13 protein-coding genes and 1 pseudogene are annotated in these 14,898 nt (G+C 50.2%); 3 read left to right on the top strand and 11 right to left on the bottom strand.

Annotation, left to right across the window (positions count from 1 at the left end):
• Nucleotides 1-91: 91 nt before the first annotated feature.
• Nucleotides 92-1,504: a TnsA endonuclease N-terminal domain-containing protein gene (locus tag IB286_RS08270; protein ID WP_205618954.1), complete on the top strand. Its 1,413-nt coding sequence runs from the start codon at nucleotides 92-94 to the stop codon at nucleotides 1,502-1,504.
• A gap of 100 nt (nucleotides 1,505-1,604) precedes the next feature.
• Here the strand turns inward: IB286_RS08270 and ttcA are convergent, their stop codons facing one another.
• The 6 genes and pseudogenes from ttcA to IB286_RS08240 all read right to left on the bottom strand — a co-directional run.
• Nucleotides 1,605-2,447, bottom strand: coding sequence for a tRNA 2-thiocytidine(32) synthetase TtcA (ttcA, locus tag IB286_RS08265; protein ID WP_027875038.1), 843 nt, complete (start codon nucleotides 2,445-2,447; stop codon nucleotides 1,605-1,607).
• Complete coding sequence (locus tag IB286_RS08260; protein ID WP_051171364.1) at nucleotides 2,444-2,863, bottom strand: hypothetical protein; 420 nt, start codon at nucleotides 2,861-2,863, stop codon at nucleotides 2,444-2,446. Before IB286_RS08260 ends, ttcA begins: the two co-directional genes overlap by 4 nt.
• On the bottom strand, nucleotides 2,864-5,191 hold the full coding sequence (locus IB286_RS08255) for a hypothetical protein (RefSeq protein ID WP_036257006.1): 2,328 nt from the start codon (nucleotides 5,189-5,191) through the stop codon (nucleotides 2,864-2,866).
• Entirely contained in the window at nucleotides 5,178-6,812 is a 1,635-nt protein-coding gene (locus IB286_RS08250; protein WP_051171363.1) for a hypothetical protein, read from the bottom strand. The genes IB286_RS08255 and IB286_RS08250 overlap by 14 nt, the downstream gene beginning before the upstream one ends.
• The gene (locus IB286_RS08245; protein ID WP_036257005.1) at nucleotides 6,809-8,068 is read right to left on the bottom strand and encodes a tyrosine-type recombinase/integrase; all 1,260 of its coding nucleotides are present in this window, start codon (nucleotides 8,066-8,068) and stop codon (nucleotides 6,809-6,811) included. Before IB286_RS08245 ends, IB286_RS08250 begins: the two co-directional genes overlap by 4 nt.
• A 227-nt stretch (nucleotides 8,069-8,295) precedes the next feature.
• A pseudogene (locus tag IB286_RS08240) lies at nucleotides 8,296-8,424 on the bottom strand (tRNA 2-thiocytidine(32) synthetase TtcA); the annotation flags it as partial.
• 348 nt (nucleotides 8,425-8,772) lie between these two features.
• Here IB286_RS08240 and IB286_RS08235 point away from each other — a divergent pair.
• Entirely contained in the window at nucleotides 8,773-9,753 is a 981-nt protein-coding gene (locus tag IB286_RS08235) for a malate dehydrogenase (protein WP_190764421.1), read from the top strand.
• A 71-nt stretch (nucleotides 9,754-9,824) separates the two neighbouring features.
• Here IB286_RS08235 and IB286_RS08230 read toward each other — a convergent pair whose 3' ends face one another.
• Nucleotides 9,825-10,598, bottom strand: coding sequence for a hypothetical protein (locus IB286_RS08230; RefSeq protein WP_190764419.1), 774 nt, complete (start codon nucleotides 10,596-10,598; stop codon nucleotides 9,825-9,827).
• A gap of 131 nt (nucleotides 10,599-10,729) precedes the next feature.
• Between IB286_RS08230 and IB286_RS08225 the strand changes: the two genes are divergently transcribed.
• A complete protein-coding gene (locus tag IB286_RS08225) occupies nucleotides 10,730-11,692 on the top strand; it encodes a tRNA dihydrouridine synthase (RefSeq protein WP_190764416.1) in 963 nt (320 codons plus the stop codon).
• A 15-nt stretch (nucleotides 11,693-11,707) separates the two neighbouring features.
• Here the strand turns inward: IB286_RS08225 and IB286_RS08220 are convergent, their stop codons facing one another.
• The 4 genes from IB286_RS08220 to IB286_RS08205 all read right to left on the bottom strand — a co-directional run bounded on the left by IB286_RS08220 (nucleotide 11,708) and on the right by IB286_RS08205 (nucleotide 14,829).
• Nucleotides 11,708-12,181, bottom strand: a complete 474-nt coding sequence (locus IB286_RS08220; protein ID WP_190764414.1) for a DUF2505 domain-containing protein — start codon at nucleotides 12,179-12,181, stop codon at nucleotides 11,708-11,710.
• A 109-nt stretch (nucleotides 12,182-12,290) separates the two neighbouring features.
• Nucleotides 12,291-12,710 (bottom strand): DUF6691 family protein, encoded by a 420-nt coding sequence (locus IB286_RS08215; protein ID WP_190764413.1) that lies wholly within the window; start codon nucleotides 12,708-12,710, stop codon nucleotides 12,291-12,293.
• A complete protein-coding gene (locus tag IB286_RS08210) occupies nucleotides 12,707-13,147 on the bottom strand; it encodes a YeeE/YedE family protein (protein ID WP_190764411.1) in 441 nt (146 codons plus the stop codon). Before IB286_RS08210 ends, IB286_RS08215 begins: the two co-directional genes overlap by 4 nt.
• A gap of 188 nt (nucleotides 13,148-13,335) precedes the next feature.
• Nucleotides 13,336-14,829, bottom strand: a complete 1,494-nt coding sequence (locus IB286_RS08205; protein ID WP_190764409.1) for a DUF3336 domain-containing protein — start codon at nucleotides 14,827-14,829, stop codon at nucleotides 13,336-13,338.
• Between the last annotated feature and the right edge of the window lie 69 nt (nucleotides 14,830-14,898).

Genomic DNA, 14,898 nt, shown 5'->3' with positions numbered 1-14,898 from the left:
CCACGGCTACGCCAACACCCGCACTGACGAGTTTGTCGACATCGCCATCGAGAACTTCCTGAAAGAGTCTGGCGAACTGCGCCCGGAAGGCTTGCTGCCCAAACTGGCGTTCTTCGCCGCAACAGTTGAAGAGCTGACCGAAGAGCTGAAACCTGCTGTGGAGCGAGCGCTTCTCAAACACGGCATCCCGACCTCGCGTATTCTGATCAACGTGGGTGACAGCAAGATTACCACTAACGATGACATCCGCGAATTTAACCGGCTCGACACCGAAGGATCGGAAAAGCAGTTCATCCTGCTGGTCAACAAGGGCCGGGAAGGCTGGAACTGCCGCTCGCTGTTTGGCGTTGGACTATTTCGTTCGCCTAAATCGAAGGTATTCGTACTTCAAGCCACCATGCGCTGTCTAAGGGCTATCGGGCAGGCTCAGCACACTGGTAATGTCTTCCTCTCCGAGGACAACCTCAACACCCTGAACGACGAGCTGCAGCAGAACTTCCGCATCAGCGCGGACGAGCTGCAGAAAACCGGCAAGGACAAGGAGCGCGTGGAGGTGCGCGTGGTTGAGCCGCCGGTCAAGATCAAGCTAGTGCGTGTGCGAAAGCAATACGAGATACGCGAAAAGCAGTTGTTGACGGGGCAAGCGTTGATGCCCGAGCGAGCGGATGCGCAGAAGTGGGGCGAACTGGTCGAGAAATACCGTCTGATCGAAACTCAGCAGGATGGTTTGACCGCCGTCGACGCGGCACTCGCTTCCGGCAGCCGCACCTTTGATCTCACATCGCGCCGGAAGAAGCGAACCTTCTCACAACTATCGCTTGTGGCCGAGGTATCCCGCTATCTGAACCGGTGTCCGCTGGAGATCGAGGAACTGCTAGCCAAGACGAAAGAGGGTTCCGACGAGCTGGTGGCCATCACCAATGAGTTCAACGAGCTTCTCTACGACGAAATCATACCGCGCCTGTTCCGCCAGCTCTACGACTTGGACGAATCGCAGCAAACCGAGGAGCACGAGGTCGATCTGATTAAGCTGCCCCCGAACGGCTACTACGAGATGTCGGCGGCGAAGGATAAGATCGTTCGGATGCACGACGAGAAGATCAACGATGAAGAGCGCGCCAAGAGCTTCCACCTCGACACCTACTGCTTCGACTCCGGCTCGGAGAACTGGCTATTCTGGGATCTGCTACGCGAGAAGCGTGTCAAAAAGCTCTACTTCACCGGAATGCTGACACACGGCCAGTCCGATTTCTTCATACAGTACATCGACCCCGATTCACGGACTGTGCGCAGCTACTACCCTGACTTCATTTTTCAACGTGAAGAAGCAGATGGCAGCCTGAAGTACGTTATCGTCGAGGTGAAGGCCGACAACCAGATCGAGGACGCTGTTGTACAGGCCAAGAAGGACTTTGCCCAGCAAATCGCGGTGGCAAGCGGGATGGAGTACCGTATCCTGAAATCATCGGATGCCGACAAGAGGCAATTTAGAGTATTACTCTAGAAATTGAATATCAGAACTTGCGTAAACCTTTCCCTAGACTGGGGAGCCTCATAGCTCCCCCGCCAACGCAATTGCCCGAAACGTTACTATCATTACGCCTCTAGGCTTCCTTCAAGAGGCTTTCAGTATTCACCTCGTCCGCAAGATTTGTTACGGGTATCAGAGCAGGACGCTCAATATGGAGCGAGGCAAAGTCAAATAGACTAGTGTCGGCAAGCTGAGAGGGCTTAACCGTCTGAAGACTGCGGAAAATATTAACCACACGATCCGGGTCTTGTGCGTCCCACTCTTCCAACATTGTTTTGGCTGCTTGGCGCTTTAAGCCTTCTTGGGAACCACACAAATTGCAGGGTATTATCGGATAGGCTCGATCCCTAGCAACCTTTTCGATATCTTTTTCACGACAATATGCAAGAGGACGGATAATGATATTCCGCTTGTCGTCGCTCAACAATTTTGGCGGCATAGCTGATAATTTAGCCTGAAAAAACATATTGAGAAACATTGTCTCAACAATGTCGTCCATGTGATGACCCAGAGCAATTTTTGTTGCCCCGATCTCTTCCGAAAAACCGTAAAGGCTGCCCCTTCTCAGGCGACTACAGAGCGCACAAGTTGTCTTTCCCTCTGGAACTTTCGCTTTGACGATAGAATAGGTATCTTTTTCCAGAATAAAGTATGGGATATTGTTTTCTTCCAAATATCTTGGAAGCACATCCTCAGGGAAGCCTGGTTGTTTTTGATCCATATTTACAGCAACAACCTCAAATTTTACTTTTGCGACTCGCTGTAAGTGCAGCAGTGCATCTAGCATTAAAAATGAGTCTTTCCCCCCACTTATCGCCGCCATAATTTTATCGCCATCCTCTATCATTTGATAATCTGAAACGGCTCTCCCTACCAAACGATATATCTTTTTAAGGCGTTTTCCAGCGTTTGTCATACTTTCGGTCTCACATTAAGTTCTTCAGGTCTTTCCTTTACGAGATCTCGAAGGTCAAGATTCGGAATAGCGGTTGCGTTGGCAAAAATACGATCAATCATTCGTAATTGTTGGGCGTTCTTTTCTTCCAAATCGCGAACTTCCTTTTCGAGGCGTGCTATGCGCTCCTGGGCATTAATATCTGACCGAGTGATGCTAGCCACAACCTCAGGAGTAACGCCGCGAAGGTCGCTTTTTCGGTTCGAATAAGCAGTGTAAATTCCTCTATAGGTACAAAGCGTTTGGCGTGTTGTTTTGATCTCCAGTTCAAGCTCAATCGCCTTCGCAAGCAGTTTCCAAGTCAGTTTGCCTTTCCAGTTGGAAATCAGTCGCTCGATACGCCGCTGGTCTTGCGCTGAGATGCTGGGTAGCGCCATTTACTCTGTCTCCGCAAGGCTGTATTTGGCCATTAATTCCTTCAAATCTCTATTGGAGCGAGGCTCGTCTGTAGCCTTTTCTTGTCTTGCAAGAGCGTTCTGCAAATCCTTATGGGAATCCGTAAGCTTGGCCAAAACTTGTGTAAGTTTCTTGGACTTAGCATCGAGGAGATTGAACTGTCGAGCTTTTTCACTGAAAGAGATCACAGTGCCGACTGGCATATCTTTCATTAGCTGGACGAGCTGAGCTAGGACTTGTGTATTAAAGTTATGGAGAACGAACCACTCCTGCATTGCACGTGAGGCACCGAGGCGATTATCATTTTTAACCGCCTCCAGGCGCCGGTGCTGGAATTGACAGTCCTTTTCGAGTGTATCGATAGCGTCACCATCTCCAGCTACATGGCAGGCATTCGGACACATGAAGCAACTCGATACAAAATCGTTCAGGTATTCGCACGGAATCACAACCAGATTCTGAGTGCAAAGACCCGTCGAAGTAACACTTGCGGGCAAGTTAAATTCCCGCGCAATTTCGTTGCTTGAGACCCAGCGAATCGGTTGGGTGGTTTCGGTCGCCTTTTTCTGAACGCCCGCCACTCTTGAACTGCGCTCAGCATGGCTGGTATGAATGTACTCGTATGTTTGCTCGCGACTTTTGCGACCCGACCAAGCTGTCAAGACTTCGTTGGGAATACCGCTTTTGTCGGCAATGGTATTCGTATAGTGACGGAGTTGATGTAGATTCAGAAAGTAGTTAGAACTGAAACCGTGACGTAGGAAAATATCACCACTTTTACCAAGCCCCCAACTAGCCATCGTTGAAAGAGAGCGCGGGGTCAGTATATGGTAGTATCCCTGCTGGCCTGGCACGCCTCCCCTTTTTCTATTAGCGCCGTTCTTAAAGAACTGATGACCTAAAACACAGAAGAGTGCAACGTCCATTTTGACGCTATTCAAATCACCAGTAGAAAAACCTGCAGGGAAGCTGGGGAATGCCTCTCTCTGCAAATCACGCACTACTTTCTCAAGCTGTCCAATAGAAATTAAACGATTCTGATTTGGGTCAAACCTCGGAGCCTGAGAAAAACTAAAATTGACTCCCAACAAACGCTCAATACCGGGTCGTTTTGCCAATCTCATCGCGTTTGATGAAATTTCATCCTCTATCTGCAGTTCGAATATGTACTTGGACTTCCAGCAGCTCTTGCGTGTGGCTAGTTTTATCGGTCTGCTTCTTTCGTACGGTGCCCCCTGATCTTCAGCGTCATGAATAAATACATGAACTTCTGTATCAACGTCATAGAAACCTAATGCGTAACCTAAAGTGAAAAGATGAGGTTTACGATTCAGGTCTATACGCACTTTTCTTTCCGGGTCGATTGGAAACCCTTTTAGTAGCTGCCCAAGTGTTTGGTCTGGCCGAGAGTAATAGGAAGCTACGATTCGACCTGGCTGACAGGCTTTTGAGAAGTAGTTTATCCCTTTCTCAACATGACCGCTAAGTGCCGAAAGAATATGGGTTCGATTGTCTTGATAGCCTTTGCTACCCGGCCAATCAAGATAAAAAACATCTGCTCGACCATCCTCTGAATAACTTTGGAGCTTCTGATTGACAAGAAGTGGCACTTCAGCCCCGGCTCGATTCGGTGATGCGCAGCAAAGCAAAACAATAAATGTAGTCAATGCATCTCGAAAACAGCCTTGTCCGGCATTTCCTTGTTTGAGACTGGTGATTGTTTTTGCATATATGTTCCCAGCAGCTCTTATGACCTCCTCATTGGCCATTTTCTCTCTGCGGGTGGCTTCGACACTGTGACCCGTCCGATCACGTTTATCCCTGATATTACGACGAACCTGATCGGATGCACGAGGCATCAGCCCTTGTCGCTCACAGAACTCAAGGAATACCACCATCCGATCAAGCCTAGTCTCCCCGAAACATTCGATGATCGTTGATCCTGTTTGTGTATGGAGGTTACCCTGCATGTTTGTGAGTAAGTATCGCGCCGCTCCGATACGTGCCTGTATCTCCGAGGCGAAAACAGAGGCATTAAACGCCTCAATCACGAAAACCTTCAACAAGTCTCCGTATGGCTCTGGCAATGCGTATTTAGGGGCTGAACCTGCCGATCCAGATCCTCTTGTGCCGTGCCTTCCGGTTAAAATCCGAGTTCTCTTGCCATTGTTTGGATCAATGTAAAACCAGACAAGATTATCGAAAGTTGCCAATTGGCCATCTAGGTTTTGGAACTGCTTGAAGGGCGCTTCATCCTTGTACTTTTGAATTAGTGCATGAGTACGGACAAGGTACTTATTCAACGCCACGTCGTACCTCCAGCACTTGATTACACACGTCTATCGTTCGCTTGATCCACGCGACCTGTTTTGTAAGCTTCTCCACACTGAGCTTTTCGACGGGCGAAAGTAGCTTTTTGCTATTGGCTGCCAGCTTCTGTTCAGCCAGCTCAAGCACTCCGGCGTGATCAGCTTCCAGAATTGGTCGAAAGTTGTTGCACCCGTAGCAGCCAATCGGTCGCCCGGTAACAGCCGAGCAAGAGTTGCAACTTTGCTTATCTCTTATGCCGCCGACGCTGTTGAACTGATGATCGAGGACCTCCGCATCTTTGCCTGAGACTCTCTCCAGTGGATCGCTGAATACAGCAGCTAAAAACTCCGATCCATCATAGAGTTCGTCGATCATCCGACGCGATCGGTAGTCAAGGTCAATGTAATGCCGAGCCGCGGGCTCAGTAACTCCTGTGATCTTTGCTAACGTCGCTGCGGTGTAGCCCGCCTGTGCGCCCCGAGTCAGCACTGTATGCCGAATTCTGTTCGACGTCACTGTGCAATCCTTCGTCCGGCTGGATTCAGCTGCAACGTATCTCATGCTCATCGCTATTGCAGATTCGTTGACATGAAATCCACGAGACTCTTGAGTAAACAGCGACCTCAAGCTCTCAATCGAGCCAATATTTTCATTGAACAAGCCAGTTAACGGGAACATCGGCATATGAGGCAAAAAATCACGCGTCTCTTCATGGGTGACCGGACAACCGCTATTTTTCAGCCAGAGCTGGACACCATGCATATAGAGCCGTTTGTAACTGGCGATTAGCTCTGAGCTTTGCGCGTTGAGAGCAACCGGGAACCTCTCTGGTGCCGTCCTCCACGATCTGCCGCTAGCCTTTGCATGAAAAAACCTTATCTGGAGTTGGTCGATGCCAATATTTCCAACTTCCTGGGATGGGTCGATTCGTTGGTCTTCAAACCCACTGCCTACTGGAATCACATCTATCCATTTGAGCATCGACAATTGTATGGGGCGACGAACAGTGATTGCCGCTAGTTTATTACTAATGGAACGGCAAATTTGGCTGAAGGATTGTGATTGGAAAAATTCGAGCGAGCGGTCTGCATTCCAGTCAATCGACTGGAGGCGCAGGTTCAAAGCGGCGCAAAAGCTATCAAACTCTTGGTGACTTAGCGCACCTCTTTTCGAATCAAATGTGAGTGTTTTTTCCTTGTCCAAGTTGGCTTTCGTGAATCCGTGGTAATCGTTGTATTGCTTGTATCCAAGTTTGCAAAGCGTGCCAAAGAATTGGTTAAGCCCCTTCTTATGAGACACCGGAAGGCCGCTCCACAGCGACCTCAACTTAATCAACGGTGGGATTCCTGATGATAGGTATAGTTTGGTATTAGATACAATTGTTGAGGTCGTACCGGCAGCCTTCGACGTCGCGTAGTGCGAATAGACCGTTAGCATGTCGCTTCTGTCTTCATCCGAAATAGCCGTATTCCAGACCCAGCTCATATCAAACTTCCAACCTTTACTGGTCGTCGCGAGCAGCTGCCAAGAATCGGCGGTTACGTCAACTTTAAGGCCGCTTTGAGCGGTAATTGTGTTTGGCTCATGCGACCGCATTGCCTGTTGCAACAGGGCATTCATTTCGCACCATCCACACGATCTTGGTGGGACTGCATGATTTTCCGAACTTTCTGATAGGTTCTTCGATCGTTGTATATGTCCGACATTGCCGAGTTAGCGGACCACCCCATTGCGTACTTTCTGGCATCTTCAACCTGTTGTGATGTGAAGTTCTGATGATCGCTATTGTCATCAAAAAGGTCGTTCCACATGTGCCGCATCAAATGTGGGTGTACGCGGTAACCAAGCACCTTTGAAAGCGTGAAGAACACTTCATTGATTGATTTCGCAGCAAGAGGCTGTCCTTTTGTGCCCTTCGCATTGCTGTTACTTACAAAGACAAAGTCGTTCTCGGCTGATCCGCATATCAGTTTCCGGTCACTTTCTATGTAGAACAAAAGGGCATCCATGACCGTGGGGTTCAGCGCCGCGAGGTGAGCTTTGGTTTTTTGGTTCGGTCTTTCCAACCGTGGGTCCGATACGTCATCGCGCTCTGGATAAATCCAAAGCGCCGCACCGGAGCTGTCAGAGCGTAGATCCGATATCTTTAACTTTGCCAGTGCGCCTCGCCGAATACCCGTGTCGAGAAGTAATGTGACGACCAGGTAGTTCCGCAATCGGTTACGTTGGGTGAATGGGTTGTTAGGGGACGATGGTCGAATGATCTCAATTAACTTGCAAAAGACGTCTGGCGGAATCGCATCTTTAGTTGGGTGTCGATTCACATGCGCCTCAACGACATTCAATGAACGCTCATCTTGGAGCATCTTCATTGTTAATTTCTCGAAATTGCGTTCGAGCTTCTCACCGACGGAAAGTGGATCATGGAATTGCTCAAACAACCACGTTATATAGCTTCGAAGCCGGTTCAGTCGTCCACGCTGAGTCTCGCTGGAGACCTTGCTGGCGACAAAGTTGTTTGACGCCATGATATTCCTGAACGTTTTGCTCTCAGCGTGGGACAAGAGCGGAACCACCTTTGAGTCAAGGTCGATATCAGAGCTCAAGGCACACTGCGTATGAAAATCCGAATACTCAGCCATGCTAATCAGGTCGCCGGAGGCTATTCGGCCAGTCAGATCAATGCCCTTTCGATCAAAGTACTTGAGGATGAATAGCAGATCTCTGCCGTAACGGTGCTGTGTGCTATTTGCGTATGAACTGAGCGTATTGAGATATGCCGAAACGTACGGCTCGAACGGGCATGAATGTCCATTAACGATGGCGAAGAAGGTCTTCTTATTCCATTTGTAACGCTTCAAGGTCGCATCAAGCATTCTTGACAAATCGCACCGGGCAATAATTTTTATACGACTGTATGCTGAAGCTTACATTTTGTCAAAAATAATCAATCAACAGTGAGGGTCAACTACAAACGGAGAAAAGAGAAAAGAGAAAAACTAGGTAATACCAACAAGATTAGCATGTCGTGACAGATGCAATAACCCTAGCAGCACAGTTGGCAGCTCTCAGCCAATGTTTACAAGATATTTACCGGACATAATTTACCGCCCGACAGGCACACCATGATGCGGTCGCCCTCTTCGATCATCCGATAATCTTCAATGGCCTGCCCCGCATACCGGCGCAAGCGCTTTTGCAACTTGTTAAATTCCAGCTTGGGCATGGTCATGGCAGTTCTCGCGGATTCACGTTCAAAAGGGCTGACTTTCAAAAAAACGGCTTATATCAAAGATCAGAAGCCAGCATTAACAGCCGACCCTGCAAAAGGCCGTGAATTATATAGAAGTGACCAATTATCAGCCAGCCATATGCAATTCCATCACAATCCCCCTGTTCGACTGGCAATCCGAGGCGGACATGACTATCATTAGCCGGCCAAAATCAGCTGGCATGAGGTGGTTCGGTGTAATAGCCAAACACGGCCAGATCCCGGCACGGGTGCATGCTCGGAGCGTGCAATCCACCTCCGAGGGCACCCGCTCACAAATTTTCGTTATCAAATCAAAGGGAAAACCCTATGAAACAACCCGTTCGTGTTGCAGTAACCGGTGCCGCAGGTCAAATCGGTTACGCTCTGCTGTTCAGAATCGCCTCTGGTGCCATGCTGGGCGACGATCAACCCGTTATTCTGCAACTGCTGGATATCACTCCTGCACTTGACGCCCTGCAAGGCGTAAAAATGGAATTGGATGACTGTGCGTTCCCTCTGCTGGCCGACGTTATCTGCAGCGATGACCCGAATGTAGCATTCAAAGATGCTGATTACGCCCTGCTGGTTGGTGCTCGTCCTCGCGGCCCAGGCATGGAGCGTAAAGATCTGCTGGAAGCCAACGCGGCGATCTTCTCTGTTCAAGGCAAGGCCATTGACCAGAACGCCAGCAAAAACATCAAAGTATTGGTTGTCGGCAACCCAGCCAACACCAATGCCCTGATCACTCAGCGCAACGCGCCTTCAATCAGCCCACGCAACTTCACTGCCATGACGCGTCTGGATCACAACCGCGCCATGACTCAAATTGCCCAGAAAACTGGCAAAACCGTGAATGACGTGACCAATATGACTATCTGGGGCAACCACTCAGCCACTCAGTACCCTGACCTGTTCAACGCCAAAGTTTCTGGTGAAGCAGCATCTGACTTGGTTGACCAAGACTGGCTGGAAAATGAGTTCATCCCCGTTGTTCAGCAACGCGGCGCCGCCATCATTAAAGCACGTGGTGCTTCTTCTGCTGCTTCTGCTGCTAACGCTGCCATCGACCACATGCGCAGCTGGGCGCTGGGCACTGACGGTGACAATTGGGTTTCCATGGGCGTATACAGCGACGGTTCTTACGACATTCCAGAAGGCCTGATCTACTCTTTCCCTTGCCGCTGCAAAGACGGTGAGTGGGAAATCGTTCAAGGCGTTTCTGTAAGCGACTTCAGCCGTGGCAAAATGGACGCGACTGCTGCCGAACTGTCAGAAGAACGCGACGGCGTAAAACACTTGTTGCCATAATTTGGGCACGGTTTTACGAGCACAAAAAAGGCGGCCATTGGCCGCCTTTTTTCATTCTGCTGCCCCGCTAATCATTCACTGGCTTGCATCGCCATCAGCATCACCATATCCCGGCCGTTTCGCTCCAAAGTCAGCGTTAGCACCGGCGCATCAACCAGTTCAGCATAAATACTATTCAGCGCCGAGCCACCATCCAGTGCAATACCATTCACCGCCTTTAACTGATCGCCGTTTTTAAGTGGTAGCAGTGAAAACAAACGCGCGTCCTTGCCCGGAAACAATAGAATTTGTTTATCACCCGGCGTTGACTCTTTCACCACCACATCCATTTGTCCACGCAGTGACAACGGCCGACGAAACAGCCGCTGATGATAATCACCCACCAAATCTGTTACCGCAGACTGACCCCGTAAATCAGCGATCATCGGAGCAGCTTGCCCCGACCGGCCATCTCGCGGAACCGTGGTTTCAAAACTCTCGCCATTGAGTTTTAGCAGTTGATAGGCACCGCAATCGTCAAGCAATACCGCATCATCAAACACTTCAGCCAATTTTAAGCAGGGTTCAACAATCGCATCTCCGCGCGCAAACCTCAGCTCTTCACCATCGCGGCCAATCACCACGACCGGCGCACTACCGGGCAGGATCTGGTGCAGAAATAACTGGGTACCAATTTCAGGTTCTTCGCCAAAAAACTCCGCAAATTCCTCTTCAAATAACTGCGCCTCTTCAGCAGCCACTTCGGGATCGACAGGAGCGGGAACCGCCAATATCCACAACAGCCCTGCAGTCATCACTGCAAAACTCAATCCGGAAACCAGCGCCTTTAGCGAAAAACGATTCAAGGGAGACCTCTTAAAAATGATCGACTCTTAGACATACGCCAAGTGACTAAATTCCGTTCAATTATATAGTCTTCAAGGGGTTCGAACCGTAGAATACGCCTTTTTTTACGCAGCCAGATATCTGATCCGGTATGAATATCCACCTCGCACCGATGGAAGGCGTTGTTAACGCCCGTATGCGCGCCCTGCTTACCCAGCTCGGCGGCATAGATCGCTGTGTGACTGAATTTGTGCGGGTCAGCGGCCAGCTACTTCCTCGGCGAGTTTTTTACCGCCTGTGCCCAGAATTGGATAACGCGGGACTTACTCCCAGTGGTATTCCGGTTTATATGCAACTACTCGGTAGCGACCCCGCCTGTATGGCAGACAATGCCGCCCGTGCTGCAGAACTCGGCGCGCCGGGCATCGATATCAATTTTGGCTGCCCAGCCAAATGTGTAAACCGCCATCGGGGTGGATCGGTCCTATTAGACGAGCCTGAGCTAGTTGGCGAGATTGTCTCGTCTATGCGTCGCGCGGTGCCTGCAACCACACCCGTAACGGCAAAAATCCGCCTTGGCTACCGAGACAGCGGACGCTTAACTGAGATTGTTTCCGCAATTTCTGAGGCTGGCGCCACCGAATTGGCAGTTCATGCCCGCACCCGTGATGACGGCTATAAGCCACCCGCATTCTGGGACCAGATTGCCCCGCTCCACGCTCTGACAACAATGCCAATTATCGCCAATGGCGAGGTGTGGAATACCAAGGATTACTGGCAGTGTCGGCAAGAAAGCCAAAGCCAGCAAGTGATGATAGGTCGCGGTCTGTTGAGCACCCCAGATCTGGCCCAACAAATTAAAGCCGAACAAGCAGGCAATGTGCCCAAGCCTTTAGATTGGCTGGCAATACTGCCCCTGCTTGAAGATTTATTCAGTGACTGCCGCCAGAATTGCCTGCCGCGCCATGCCGGCGGCCCGATCAAACAATGGCTGGGATATTTGCGGCGCCAATACCCTGAGGCCCAGCGCCTGTTTGAAAATGTGAAACGCTTAAATTGTCCAGACGCGATCGCCGCACAACTGCGCAGCGATCGACAAGCCAATGCCGCCTAAATGGCTAAATTGAATTTAGGCTAAGGCATCCGCCAGATATTGCAGCTCTTTTTCCGCATCACCGTCGGTAAGTGAGAGCACAAATTTTTCAATTTTGCCGCCAATCAAGGGAATTTTGGCTTTGCAGTAATGGGTTGCCGTGTACTCACAGCCCTTGCCCTTGGGCACCAGGCTGTAATCCGCAGTAATAACGATTGGCTGCCCTTCAGCTTGAATATTTACTTTGCCCTGCCAGCCATCCCCTGAGCGCTCCCAGCTCTCTTCAAAACGCATGGTTTGACGAGCGTTGAACACCTTGGCCAGAATGGCGGGAAGCTCACGTTCAAGCTCGCGATTCATCACCATAGAAACCGAATCTTCATCGCCTTCCATTTCACAGTCGGCGCTATGCTCACCCAAGCCAATCGCCCGATCAACCCGAAAATCAGGGTCAAACAGCTTTTCTGCAACGGTGTCGATATCGTGATTGAAAGTAAAGCGAACGCTCATTGGACTCTCCTTTTTATTATAAGGAATTGAGTCTACAACAGAGTATTAAAAGCGCCTAGAGTGAAGTGATAGAGAATGTGGGGAGTACAGAAGGTACTCCCCAAATGGATTAGGCTGACTTGCCTTCCATCAAAAAGCGGTAGGCAAACATGCCGGCAATCATCGCCGCAACAAAGAGAAAGAAGCTGGATGCGCCAGTCCAAAGCGCTACCAGCGCCGGTGCTGGACAAAGACCGCTAAGCCCCCAGCCCATACCAAACAGCACCGCACCGGCAATCAATTTACCGTCAATTGTTTTTAAGGTAGGCAGAGAAAAATCCGCAGCAAACAGTGGCTTGCCACGTTTCAGCACATAGCGAAAGCCCGGCGTGGTTACTGCCAGAGCAGCGCCCATTACCAGTGCCAAACTGGGATCCCACTGGCCAAACAGGTCGAGGAAATTCTGAACCTTGGCCGGATTACCCATACCTGAAATGGTGATACCGGCACCAAACAGCGCCCCCGCCAGCGTGACAAACAAATAGTTCATAGCCCTTCTCCCAGCAAGTGGCGAATGACGAAAACGGTAATAAATCCGCTAGCCATAAAGGTGACCGTGGCCACCACGGAGCGCAATGAAAAACGCGAAATACCGCAAACGCCATGACCCGAGGTACAACCTGAGCCCATACGCGTACCAAAGCCGACAATCAATCCAGCGGCTATCATCATGGGTGTAGACGCCACCGGAGTAACGCCGCTTAAGGCACCACTTAACCAAGCCGCAATGAGACTGCCAATAAACAGGCCGCCAATAAAGAACAGGCGCCAGTTGCGCTCTTCGCCGCCGTTGCTAACCGCACCAAATACAATGCCGGAAATACCTGCGATACGTCCCACCGACCACATTAGTAATAATGCAGACAGCCCAATCAGCACACCGCCGCCCAGCGCCGCGACCGGCTCGAAAGGAGTTGCTTCAACCATGTTTGTTCTCCAAAACTGCGCCCAAGAGGAGGCTAGAATACACATACCCCACGGGGTATACAAGCAAGCTTAATTCATTTCTGATCTGCAAAGCTACCGTGTTCTATATAGCACATATTCCAAGCCACAAAAAAAGCTCCACAGAGGGAGCTTTTTGCAGATGAAAGTTAAGCTAGGTTAACGCTCAATTAGGCCTGCTTGCGTCGTGACTGGGGAAATTCCGCGCCGAGATGGTGATGCGCCTTACCCAAGCGCCCCGCCTCTTCGGCTTCGTACACTTCCAGAATTTCTGTCAGCTTGCGACTGATTTTGGTACTGGTACGGATCATCTCAATCTTTGGCCAAGTGGCTTTCTCGCCTTCGCGAATAAAGAAATCCAACTGTTCTTCTGTCAATTCGTGCAGCAGTTTACGCGGGTCGAAGAAACGAGAACGGGGAATAATATTGATATCACCCGTGTATTCCTGACGCACCAAAGCCGCCGTTAAATTAGACACCCGACGTACGCTGGGCACCGATTTAAAGTAGCGCTGCACCAAGTTATTGCTCACTTGAAAGCTCTCTTTCATGGTACGCAAAGCAACATGGCGAATAGAGTTAAAGATACTGTAATTGTCGGCCTTGGTGTCGCGCACCATCCACAACACCAATGGGTTGGTTTGGCTGACAATAAAGTGGTTTACCGCATACATCCGCGACAAGCGTTTGGCGGGCAAATCATCGCTTACTGAGCCGTCAATCCAGCGTCGCGTTGCCAAGTAAGGCTGGGGATGACCGTGAACGTTTTTGGCTTCTAACATCACCGGCGGGAAAATACCCGGCACGGCACAAGAGGCCAGTACCGCCTTGCGAATGTAAACGTTGGGCGAAGCGATCGCATTCAGCAAACGCGACGTTTGGTGTACATCCGAGGGCGAAACCGAAATATTGATGTAGCGGCCGGTTTTCTCGTAAGCCTCTTGGAAAGTCATGTCCGGAATTAGGCGGGCAATTTTTTCCTTCAACAGGCGATGGTTGATTCTTGGAGTACCCTTCGAAATCCCATTGCGCACCAAGTCCACTTCTTCAACCAGCTCTTTCATCAAGTTCTTGGTATCGAGAAATTGCTTTAAATCCTCTGTGCTGCGCGTACCCAGTACTGCCGCAATCAGTGAACCCGCACTGGCACCCGAAATGACATCTGGCAGCAAATCTTCCAGTAACAGTGACTTAACCACACCGACGTGGAAATTACCCAATACCGCACCACCACTCAGCATCAGAGCTGAACGGCCATAACATTTATTGGCGCGACGGAAGAAGTCCAAACGCTCGGCAAAGCCGGGGCTATCGACTTCAAGCCGGGCCAAATGATCTAGGGAGTCGGTGATTTCGTCCACATAATCGTGGATCAGTTTTTTAGTGCCAAATTTAGCGCGGGTATACAGCACGGGTTTGCCCATACCGCCCATATTGCCGTGAATACCTTCGTTCAAGGTGAACAGCAGGCCGATATTGTCGTTGTTTTCCCGGAAGTAGCGCAGGCGCTCAATCCGAGAGCGAATAGAGGCGTAATCGTACAGGCTGGTTTTATCGACCTTCTTCCAGTGCTCACGCCCGGAATTGCGATCATGCTCCAGCGCCAATTCCCGCCACTCGTCGTAGCTGGCCGCCTTTTCCATTCGTTTCTCAAGTTTCTTCACAAATACTACCGCTTCTCAGTCACCCTAACGGGCAAATCGTGTTACTACCCACTTTAACCAATGGCTGTC

It is taken from the genome of Spongiibacter pelagi (genome assembly GCF_014705705.1).
GTDB classification, from domain to species: Bacteria; Pseudomonadota; Gammaproteobacteria; order Pseudomonadales; family Spongiibacteraceae; genus Spongiibacter; species Spongiibacter pelagi.
Note: the sequence above shows the minus strand (reverse complement) of the source record. Positions and strands in the feature narration are given on the sequence as shown.